The 9,510-nt window shown below is 52.3% G+C and carries 11 protein-coding genes, 5 tRNA genes and 1 rRNA gene; 4 read left to right on the top strand and 13 right to left on the bottom strand.

The window, feature by feature from the left end; genetic code table 11:
• From PAECUDRAFT_RS24105 to PAECUDRAFT_RS24075, 7 genes are all read right to left on the bottom strand, one after another.
• Positions 1-650, bottom strand: a 16S ribosomal RNA gene (locus tag PAECUDRAFT_RS24105); the annotation flags it as partial.
• A gap of 565 nt (positions 651-1,215) precedes the next feature.
• Positions 1,216-1,301 (bottom strand) — tRNA-Leu (locus PAECUDRAFT_RS24100).
• 44 nt (positions 1,302-1,345) lie between these two features.
• A tRNA-Lys gene (locus PAECUDRAFT_RS24095) sits at positions 1,346-1,421 on the bottom strand.
• A 6-nt stretch (positions 1,422-1,427) separates the two neighbouring features.
• Positions 1,428-1,502 (bottom strand) — tRNA-Glu (locus PAECUDRAFT_RS24090).
• A 145-nt stretch (positions 1,503-1,647) separates the two neighbouring features.
• Positions 1,648-1,738 (bottom strand) — tRNA-Ser (locus PAECUDRAFT_RS24085).
• Position 1,739: 1 nt separating this feature from the next.
• Positions 1,740-1,815, bottom strand: a tRNA-Asn gene (locus tag PAECUDRAFT_RS24080).
• Between the two features lie 28 nt (positions 1,816-1,843).
• Entirely contained in the window at positions 1,844-2,323 is a 480-nt protein-coding gene (locus PAECUDRAFT_RS24075; RefSeq protein WP_006040786.1) for a SprT family protein, read from the bottom strand.
• A gap of 87 nt (positions 2,324-2,410) precedes the next feature.
• Between PAECUDRAFT_RS24075 and PAECUDRAFT_RS24070 the strand changes: the two genes are divergently transcribed.
• On the top strand, positions 2,411-2,764 hold the full coding sequence (locus tag PAECUDRAFT_RS24070) for a hypothetical protein (RefSeq protein WP_006040785.1): 354 nt from the start codon (positions 2,411-2,413) through the stop codon (positions 2,762-2,764).
• A gap of 97 nt (positions 2,765-2,861) precedes the next feature.
• Positions 2,862-3,002, top strand: a complete 141-nt coding sequence (gene cmpA, locus PAECUDRAFT_RS25455; protein ID WP_006040784.1) for a cortex morphogenetic protein CmpA — start codon at positions 2,862-2,864, stop codon at positions 3,000-3,002.
• A 110-nt stretch (positions 3,003-3,112) separates the two neighbouring features.
• Here cmpA and PAECUDRAFT_RS24065 read toward each other — a convergent pair whose 3' ends face one another.
• The 4 genes from PAECUDRAFT_RS24065 to PAECUDRAFT_RS24050 all read right to left on the bottom strand — a co-directional run bounded on the left by PAECUDRAFT_RS24065 (position 3,113) and on the right by PAECUDRAFT_RS24050 (position 7,481).
• A complete protein-coding gene (locus PAECUDRAFT_RS24065) occupies positions 3,113-5,341 on the bottom strand; it encodes a Tex family protein (protein WP_006040783.1) in 2,229 nt (742 codons plus the stop codon).
• Between the two features lie 133 nt (positions 5,342-5,474).
• Positions 5,475-6,116, bottom strand: coding sequence for an MBL fold metallo-hydrolase (locus tag PAECUDRAFT_RS24060; RefSeq protein WP_006040782.1), 642 nt, complete (start codon positions 6,114-6,116; stop codon positions 5,475-5,477).
• A gap of 4 nt (positions 6,117-6,120) precedes the next feature.
• Positions 6,121-6,687, bottom strand: a complete 567-nt coding sequence (locus PAECUDRAFT_RS24055) for a thioredoxin family protein (RefSeq protein WP_006040781.1) — start codon at positions 6,685-6,687, stop codon at positions 6,121-6,123.
• 161 nt (positions 6,688-6,848) lie between these two features.
• Complete coding sequence (locus PAECUDRAFT_RS24050) at positions 6,849-7,481, bottom strand: DedA family protein (protein ID WP_006040780.1); 633 nt, start codon at positions 7,479-7,481, stop codon at positions 6,849-6,851.
• A 150-nt stretch (positions 7,482-7,631) separates the two neighbouring features.
• On the opposite strand from PAECUDRAFT_RS24050, the gene PAECUDRAFT_RS24045 reads away from it, so the two are divergent.
• Both PAECUDRAFT_RS24045 and PAECUDRAFT_RS24040 read left to right on the top strand, forming a co-directional pair.
• Entirely contained in the window at positions 7,632-8,102 is a 471-nt protein-coding gene (locus tag PAECUDRAFT_RS24045; RefSeq protein ID WP_006040779.1) for a cupredoxin domain-containing protein, read from the top strand.
• 78 nt (positions 8,103-8,180) lie between these two features.
• Positions 8,181-8,492: a hypothetical protein gene (locus tag PAECUDRAFT_RS24040; RefSeq protein ID WP_006040778.1), complete on the top strand. Its 312-nt coding sequence runs from the start codon at positions 8,181-8,183 to the stop codon at positions 8,490-8,492.
• A gap of 103 nt (positions 8,493-8,595) precedes the next feature.
• On the opposite strand, the gene PAECUDRAFT_RS24035 is transcribed toward PAECUDRAFT_RS24040, so the two are convergent.
• Both PAECUDRAFT_RS24035 and PAECUDRAFT_RS26040 read right to left on the bottom strand, forming a co-directional pair.
• The gene (locus PAECUDRAFT_RS24035; RefSeq protein WP_006040777.1) at positions 8,596-8,940 is read right to left on the bottom strand and encodes a hypothetical protein; all 345 of its coding nucleotides are present in this window, start codon (positions 8,938-8,940) and stop codon (positions 8,596-8,598) included.
• A gap of 103 nt (positions 8,941-9,043) precedes the next feature.
• The coding region (locus tag PAECUDRAFT_RS26040; protein ID WP_006040776.1) for an O-antigen ligase family protein at positions 9,044-9,510 on the bottom strand (467 nt) is incomplete at its 5' end.

The raw sequence follows: 9,510 nt of genomic DNA, 5'->3' as shown, positions 1-9,510 counted from the left end.
TTTCCATCGCGACACGGGGTTGAGCCCCGAACTTAAACGACAGACTTACAAAGCCGCCTGCGCGCGCTTTACGCCCAATAATTCCGGACAACGCTTGCCCCTACGTATTACCGCGGCTGCTGGCACGTAGTTAGCCGGGGCTTTCTTCTCAGGTACCGTCAACTCAAGAGCAGTTACTCTCTCAAGTGTTCTTCCCTGGCAACAGAGCTTTACGACCCGAAAGCCTTCTTCACTCACGCGGCGTTGCTCCGTCAGACTTTCGTCCATTGCGGAAGATTCCCTACTGCTGCCTCCCGTAGGAGTCTGGGCCGTGTCTCAGTCCCAGTGTGGCCGATCACCCTCTCAGGTCGGCTACGCATCGTCGCCTTGGTGGGCCGTTACCCCACCAACTAGCTAATGCGCCGCAGGCCCATCCGTAAGTGAAAGATTGCTCCTTCTTTCCCGATTTCCTCATGCGAGAAAATCGCGTATCCGGTATTAGCATTCGTTTCCGAATGTTATCCCAGTCTTACGGGCAGGTTGCCTACGTGTTACTCACCCGTCCGCCGCTAACTATCAGGAGTGCAAGCACTCCATCAAGTCCGCTCGACTTGCATGTATTAGGCACGCCGCCAGCGTTCGTCCTGAGCCAGGATCAAACTCTCCATAAAAGTTAAGTTTGTAGCTCATTTTGAAACATTTATACTGACAGTTTCGCTCGTTGTTCAGTTTTCAAAGAACAATTTCGACAACTTTCACATCTTAACAGATGATGTTTAGTTGGTCAAGCTTTTATTTCGTTTTGTTTCGACAACGTTCATTATCATAACAGATAATGTTTTGTTGTGCAAGCTTTTGTTTTAAACATTTTCGCGAGATGTGATCTCGTTCGTCATGTTTCAGTTTTGCTTGCCGGCGTTGTTTCTCTCGGCCGGAATTAGAATATAACATGAACGCCAATCACAATGCAAGTCTTTTTTTATAATTAAAATAAAAGAAATGCAAACCTCTTATCGCGCATGTGCTGCGTTAATTCCCGATCTATATAGAAAGCATTTACGAAGCCCTCTTCCAGCTTACTTATATGTAATGAACAACGAAATGAAAGTCACCCTCACATTTGTACGAATGTCACTCCCGATTGGCGAGCCGAGATCAGATGGCCGGTTCCTTAAAAACAAAAAAACCACTTCACTCATGCAGCTGCATGACGAAAGTGATTGTCCATTTAAGATATGGTGCGGTAGAGAGGACTCGAACCTCCACGGGCGTACGCCCACTACCCCCTCAAGATAGCGTGTCTGCCATTCCACCACTACCGCACATTTTAAAAACTCTTCAACATTTGCTCCGAGGGAGAAACAAATGGTGAGCCATGTAGGACTCGAACCTACGACACCCTGATTAAAAGTCAGGTGCTCTACCAACTGAGCTAATGGCTCAAAGCATGGTGACCCGTAGGGGATTCGAACCCCTGTTACCTCCGTGAAAGGGAGGTGTCTTAACCCCTTGACCAACGGGCCTTAAATCGCAAATCTCAGCGCGCTCAACTGAGCGACTAGAAGAGCATAACACGAATGACTAAGTGATGCAAGTTGTTTTTCTGAATGAAGACAAAAGAAAAAGACCGATTGAATTGCACGGCCTTCCGTTGCAAATCAGAAAATGTGGCGGAGAGAGAGGGATTCGAACCCTCGCACCACTTGCGCAGTCTAACCCCTTAGCAGAGGGTCCCCTTGAGCCACTTGGGTATCTCTCCATGGCTCCCCGAACAGGACTCGAACCTGTGACAACTCGATTAACAGTCGAGTGCTCTACCAACTGAGCTATCAGGGAAAATTGTACAGTGACAAGTAATAATTTATCACGCCGGACCCGTTGAGTCAAGTATCTTTAACGTTAATTTGCCCGCGCATTTCCCACACGCATATCGTGCTGGATCCAGCCTGCGACGGCGCAGATATTCCATTCCGCATGCGCCGCAAACAAGCTTGTACTTAAACGGCCTTGCCGCTTGCCCTTCCCGCTCCGGCAGCCGCTTGCAAAACCTTGTCGCTCCTACCTGAACCAATAAGCGCTTAAAGTCCTCATCTCGGTGCTGGTACCCCCGCTTCATCAAATGCAGATGATAGTGGCACAGCTCATGCTTAATAATTTTCTCGGTCTCTTCAGCACCGAAAGCCGCTAGCTGATGTGGACTGATTTCTATATTATGCGATTTGGTAAAATACCGCCCGCCCGTCGCCTTCAGGCGACTATTGAACGTAGCCTTATGTTTGAAAGGCCGTCCGAAGCTCTCGTTTGATACCCGCTCTACCCATGCTTGCAGCATCTCATCATTCATCGTTAATCTCCTCCGACTACTTGAATTGTAAAGGCGGGGTACGATACACTTCAAGTAGGTTTTTTATGAGGGGAGAACAAACAAGCTATGCCAACTATGCGCTATGTCATTATGCAGCAAGAAGCTCGAATCCTGTTCGTCGAAATGCCGCAGTCGTACGCTTATCAATTAAGCGCGCTTAACCTGCGATTGCATAAAGAAATCGACAAGCTTACGGCTGATCATGTACCATCTTTGCCTTACGCCATCGCAGAATGCGATAACGTAGAGCTGCACAATGCCGATATCCCGATTGCATCTGGCCTTGATTACCTGAATGAGCTGGAGAGAGACTTCGCTTCCGTGCAAGAAAAGTCGTATCCGCTCATCTCGTTGCTCACCGAAATTCGCGCATTGCAGGCACAACTCGAGCAATGGTACGAAGAGGAATACGAAGGTTAATCGAATCGTCCCGAATTCATCCGCTTGGACCTGCACTTCCTTCCGCCTGTGCCCATATGCTAATCGTACAGTACGGTCCGGGAGGAGGACGACGCATATGCCTCAATGGCTGTGCAACCAATTAATGCGCGCCTACCAAAAGAAGGATATCCGGCAAATCCGTCTGCTGAACGATTGCTGGTTTTTTTACCGCGCGAAGCAGCGTCCGAGCGAAGAAGATTCCGTCACAATCAATTAAACCTTTCCGCGCTTTGTTCACGAAAAGTGGATATAGCCGTGGTTGTAGAAAAGCCGCTTGAACCGATACCCGGTGCAAGCGGCTTTTGTCCGTTATTCATCCAACAGGAGCTAATCAGGTTTAACCATCGTTAAGCTGACGCGCCCTTTCTTCAAATCAGCTTCCAATACCCAAACGGTCACGGCATCGCCTACTGATACAACATCTGTCGGGTGCTTCACGAACTTGGTGCTCAGCCGCGAGATGTGGACAAGCCCGTCATTTTTAATGCCGATATCGACGAATGCTCCGAAATCAATGACGTTGCGAACCGTACCCTGCAGCTCCATGCCTGGCTTCAAGTCTTCAATCTGAAGAACATCGGTTCGGAAGGCTGGCGGAGGAAGCTCTTCCCTCGGGTCCCTGCCAGGCCGCTGCAGACTGTCTACGATATCGCGAAGCGTGGGCACGCCGACCGCCAATTCCGCAGCAAGCTGTGAAAGGTTCGCTTCACCAAGCTTTGCACGCAGTTGCTCGCTTCCAACATCGGCTGGCTTCAGCCCAAGCGCACGGAACAGCTTATCGACAACCGCATACGATTCGGGGTGGATAGGCGTACGATCGAGCGGGTTTGCCCCTTCTGGAATACGCAGGAAGCCGATGCACTGCTCATAGGATTTGGCGCCTAAACGCGGTACCTTCTGCAGCTCTCGGCGTTCTTCGAACTTCCCGTTCTCGTCACGATGCTTCACAATGTTGCGAGCAATCGTAGCGTTTATGCCCGCCACGTAGGATAAAAGCGAAGACGAAGCCGTGTTCACATCCACGCCAACGTGGTTAACTGCGGATTCCACAACGCCGCCAAGGCTCTCTTCAAGCCGCTTCTGGCCTACATCATGCTGGTACTGTCCCACGCCAATCGCTTTGGGCTCGATCTTTACTAGCTCCGCAAGCGGATCCTGAAGGCGGCGCGCAATGGAAACGGCGCTACGCTCAGAGACATCCAGCGTAGGAAATTCCTCTGCCGCTAGCTTGGAAGCGGAATAGACAGAAGCGCCTGCTTCGTTAACGATCATGTATTTGAGCTCCACTCCGCCAGCAGCGCGTCTTTTGCCGATTAAGTCCGCAATAAACTGCTCCGTTTCACGGGAAGCCGTGCCGTTGCCGATAACGATCAGATTGACGCCATACCGATCGATAAGCCCATTAACGATCCGCTCGGCATCCGCCACCTTGTTGTTAGGAGGCGTCGGATAAGAAACAGCCACCTCCAGCAGCTTGCCGATGTCATCGACAACCGCAAGCTTGCAGCCAGTCCGATAAGCGGGATCGACCCCGAGCACAACCTGTCCGCGTACCGGCGGGGACAACAGCAGGTTGCGCAAATTGACGGAGAAAATTGAAATCGCGTGCTCTTCGGCCTTCTCGGTCATTTCATTGCGAACCTCGCGTTCGATAGATGGCGCAATCAGGCGTTTATAGGCATCCTCGATAATCGTGCTCAGCACAGCTTGTATTGGCGCAGCCGTAAACTTACGGATCGTATTGCGCCCCATCCACTCATGCACACGCTCCGAGGGCACGTCCAGCGTTACGCGCAGCACTTCCTCGCGCTCTCCACGGTTAATCGCAAGAATACGATGCGGAGGAAGCTTACGAACCGGCTCTTGATAGGCATAGTACATTTCGTACACGGTCTCCGCCTTCGCATCCTTGGCCTCCGTACGCAGCAGCCCCTGATCCTGAGTAAATTTGCGCACCCAAGTCCGTATGATAGCATCGTCTGCTATATTTTCCGCCAAAATATCCATCGCGCCTTGCAATGCTTCTTCTGCCGATGCGACACCTTTTTCCCCATCGACATAACGAGCTGCCTCGACGAGCGGATCGCCCTGCTTAGGCTGCAACCAGATCCAGTTGGCCAGCGGCTCAAGTCCGCGTTCCTTCGCGACGCTTGCGCGCGTTTTGCGTTTTTGGCGATAGGGGCGATACAAATCCTCGACCTCTTGCAGCTTCCCTGCGGCAATAATGGACTGTTTCAATTGGTCCGTCAGCTTGCCTTGTTCGTCGATCAGGCGAATGACTTCGCGCTTGCGGTCCTCTAAATTGCGCCGATATTGCAGCCGCTCCTCGATATCACGCAGCTGATTCTCGTCAAGCTCGCCGGTCATTTCTTTCCGGTAACGCGCAATAAACGGAATCGTGTTCCCTTCATCCAAAAGCGACACAGCCGACTTCACTTTCGTAAGCGGAAGCGACAATTCTTCTGAAATTTGGCGTACGATCCGTTCTTTCTCTGCGGCTAACTGCTCCTCTGTCGGCTTCGCGCTGCTTGTTTCCGTCGATTCTTCCCGCTTCACTGCTGCCACGTCCGAAACACCATCCCTATAAATAAATACTAGTCGATTCCATTTGTCCGATTATCATGCGTCAAAAATAACGCCCGGGCAGTCTCGACGACGCCCGGGTGCCTAAGTTGTCTTATCGTATGCCCTACCGCTGCAAACCAACGTAAGGATTGTTCGCTTTCTCATAGCCGATCGTCGTCTTAGGACCATGGCCGGAGTATACGGTGACATCATCCGCAAGCTTAAACAGCTTTAACTGAATCGAATCGTACAAATCCCGCTCGCGCCCGCCTGGCAGGTCCGTCCGTCCAACAGATGAACGGAAGAGCACATCCCCGCTGAACAAGTCGCTGCCGCACAGCAAGCTTACGCTCCCTGGGGAATGCCCAGGCGTATGCATAACGGAAAATTGATGTCCGATGAATGATAGCGTCTGGCCTTCGTCAAGCGCATATTCTGCCGGATCAGTCGTTAACGGAGGAGTAACATCCTTCCAACGGCCCGAGCCATTAAGCTGCGCGTTCGTCAGCCAATCCGCCTCCAGGTCATGGATGTAGACGGGACAGCCTTTCGCTTTGCGAACCTCATCAACGCCGCCCATATGATCAAAGTGCGCATGCGTAAGCACGATCGCTTCAATCTCAATGTTCGCGATACGCTCCAATAGCCGTTTAGGCTGCATGCCAGGATCAATAATGATGCCCCGCTCGCCCGCTTCATCCGTCAGCAGGTAGCAATTCGTTTGCAGCGGGCCGAGCTGGAAGGTCTGGATGTTCAGCTTTGCCATCGTTTTAGAACGAGGAGAGAAGGTCACGCAGTTCGCTTACGATGACGGATTGATAATCCGTACCGTCGCCGTAACGTCGTCCCATCTCTTGGCGCGTCTCGCCGAGCTTCGTTTGATAGTCTGCTGCTTCGCGGTCTGGATTCGCCAGCTTGAAAGCAATCATAGCTTCCTGCACATGCTTCGGACGAGGGCCCCATTGGCCGAGCACATGGCCGCCCGTGTCTGCGAAAATAACGATCGGAATCGCGCGTCCGCCCATCGTTAAAAATTCATCGACCGTCTCAAGATGCTGCTCCATAATAAGCACTTCCGTCGGAATGCCGCTGATCGACAGCGCTTGGAACACTACCGGCACGTTACGCACAACGTCGCCGCACCATTCAGCCGCCAAAATCAGGCAGCGGATATCGTCGCGGTTGTTCATTGACTCGAAAAACTCGCGATCGTCTTCGTTCGCCCATTCAAACCGGTCGTACCACGAACGGAATTCCTCTTTGTTCTTCTCCATGCCGTCCATAAACTGCTGAGGCGAAATACCTTTGTTCAGCTTCGCTGCTACATTTTTGCCCATTATCGCGAACCTCGCTTTCATTCTCGAGATTTAGTAATCGTATCTGTTCACTCTACTATTGTAGCAGAAACAGGCAGATACAGGCAAAAGAGCTTCTCCACAAAAAAAGCGCCTTGCCACGGCAGATGCCGGGCTTAGCGCGTCTTGCATAGCGTGTCTCGCTAAGCCGAACGGCTGCGGGAACGCACGATTTTATAGACTACGTATGCAACTAGCAATCCAATCGCAATCAAAATCGCAGGCTGCACATATTGGCCGGCTTTCTCATCGATATCTTCCCAATGATCGCCGAGCGTCCAGCCCAAGTATACGAACAAAATCGACCAAGGCAATGAAGCAAGCGCCGTAAGGAGCGTGAACAGCCCAAACTTCATGCGCGCCATGCCGGCAGGGATGGAAATCACTTGACGCATGACCGGAATAAAGCGTGCGGTAAACACGATGCCCGCGCCATATTTGACAAACCAGCCCTCGGCAATGTCGACATGCTTCTGTTTAATTTTCAAATACTTGCCGTACTTCTCTACGAACGGCCGGCCTCCGAATCGCCCGATTGCGTAAAGGATCCAGTTTTGAATAACAGCCCCTATTGTTCCAAATAGGACAGCGCCAACGAAGGATACCTTCTCGAAAGACAGCATGTGGCCGCCGTCATGATACACCAGGTATCCGCCGTATGCCAGAACGATCTCGCTCGGAATGACCTCCACCATCAAACCGAACAAAATACCGAAATACCCGAGATCCTTCATCCATTCCAGCATGGTGGACACCACGTCAGATAAAATATGCATGGTTTCTCCTTTCGCCTCTCCCAAGGCCTTGTCTTCGCTTGTTTCGTATTCTAGCACACACTTTGCCCCAGCCGCTACACTCGTCATCGACTGACAAGCCCGCGCATAGACTAGCCTAGAGTTGGTACGCAGAAACGGAGGGAATGTTCCATGACCAAATTCGTGGTCGTCAAAAAAAGGCAGCTGCAATGGGCAGCGGCCATCGTACTCGTCCTGTTGGTCGCTGCGGCGGTATGGCGTTGGAATGCATCGGAGCCAACGCTTGCGAATGCTGCGCCAGAAAGCGTGAACGGCAGCAGCGAAACACAGGTTTACCAGATTGTAACCGGTGAATTTGAGACGACTGACCGCGCCGGAAAGATGTTGGAGGCTTATGTATGGAGTCCCGGCAACATTGTCGTTAAGAAAGGCGTGCCTGTTGAACTGCGGCTGACCGGCATTAGCGGGGAGAAGCATCCTTTCGTCATTGAGGGGCTTGGCATCAAAGGAACGGTGACCAAAGGCGAAACGACGATCGTCCGCTTTACGGCTGAGCATGCGGGCACATACCCGATTCAATGCCTGACGCATACCGATCTGCGGAGCGGCGGCCCGATGGTCGGCTATATCGTCGTGCAATAATCATCCGACTCACGCTTCGGCCATGTGTCCGGCGGCCCGGCTGGCGCATACGATAGCCGTAGAGGAGGCGGTTGTCGTATGAAGCCTACTAACGAGAAGCATTCCACCGGCTATCCAACTGCACGCAAAATAAAAAGAGCATGCAGCAACGAATTGTATCGGACCGCCAAACGGCTGAAAACGTGGATTCCGAAGGAGAAGCAGGACGAGGCGGAAAAGATTTATTTTAAAAAGGTTGCCTTGAATCTCCCTTGGATCGCTGAAAATCAGAGCAACCGCAAGCTGCTGTCCGATTGGTGGGACGAGAATGTCAGCGCGGAAATCGCCGAGCTCTGGGAGGTCGATCGCGACGCATTATGCGTAGCATTCCGTGATGCATTCGGCGGCTAACCGTCGCCACTACAATTCGCAGAATAGAAAAAGAGTCTCATCCTCGGCCGCTATGAAGCGCGGTTCCCAGGATAAGACTCTTCTTTATGTGCGATGGATGGCATTAGCCGATAATTGCGAAAGCTTCGACGCCGCTCGGTACGGTACGAACGCGCTGCAGAACGCCGAATGGGTTGAATGCGCGCAGTTGGAATGTTGCTGTTGTCAACGTCGTGATGTTGTTAAACCGTACGACCCCGAACGGATCAAAGCCTGCTGTTGCAACTACAACGCCATTGCGGACAAGCTGCGCAAAAAAGTTCGTCGTGCGGAACGGCACGCCGTTGGTTTGAACCCACACCACTGTAAAGCGGCTGAGGATCGGACCGGATTGCCGGATGGACGTCGGCACCTTCACTTTGCGAATAACGCCGCCTGGTACGAGATATGGAGGTTTATTGCTCGTCATGACGATACTCTCCCTTCCTATTGGCAATAGATATTGCATGTTGAATCACAAGCAATATATGCAAGAAAGAGAGAGTGCGAATGGACGAATGGCGCCTAATAGATTAAACGGGTTCAGCTGCCGCTGAATGGCAAACATGCCGCTTCTCCAGCCCGTATGCCGCAATAGCGAAAAACAAGAGCCACCAGCAGCCATAGCTCATATCGAAATCGATCGCAGCATGCAGCAGCAGCACTGCGATCGGCGCAAGCACAATCCGCCGTTCGCCCGAGCGAATGATAGCCGCAATGACTATTGCAAATAACGCAAGCAGAATTGCTAGACTAATGATGCCGCCGTTAAGCAAAAGATCCAAATACCCGCTGTGCACTTCGCGGACGCCAAGGCGCTCGCCTGCAAGCAGCCGCCAAGCATCGCCGCCGCGCCCGAGCAGCGGCGCCTCCCGCCAGAGCGCGAGCGCGTCGGCGTACATGGAGGCGCGCGAAGCCGCCGTCTCATAATGCCCGCCGACCCGCGCGTATAGCGCGGCGGGCATTAGCGCGGCAAGCAAGGCGACGCCGCAAGCGAGCA

The organism is Paenibacillus curdlanolyticus YK9 (assembly GCF_000179615.1).
Classification (GTDB): Bacteria; Bacillota; Bacilli; order Paenibacillales; family Paenibacillaceae; genus Paenibacillus_T; species Paenibacillus_T curdlanolyticus.
This window is presented reverse-complemented; position numbering and strand designations above follow the sequence as displayed.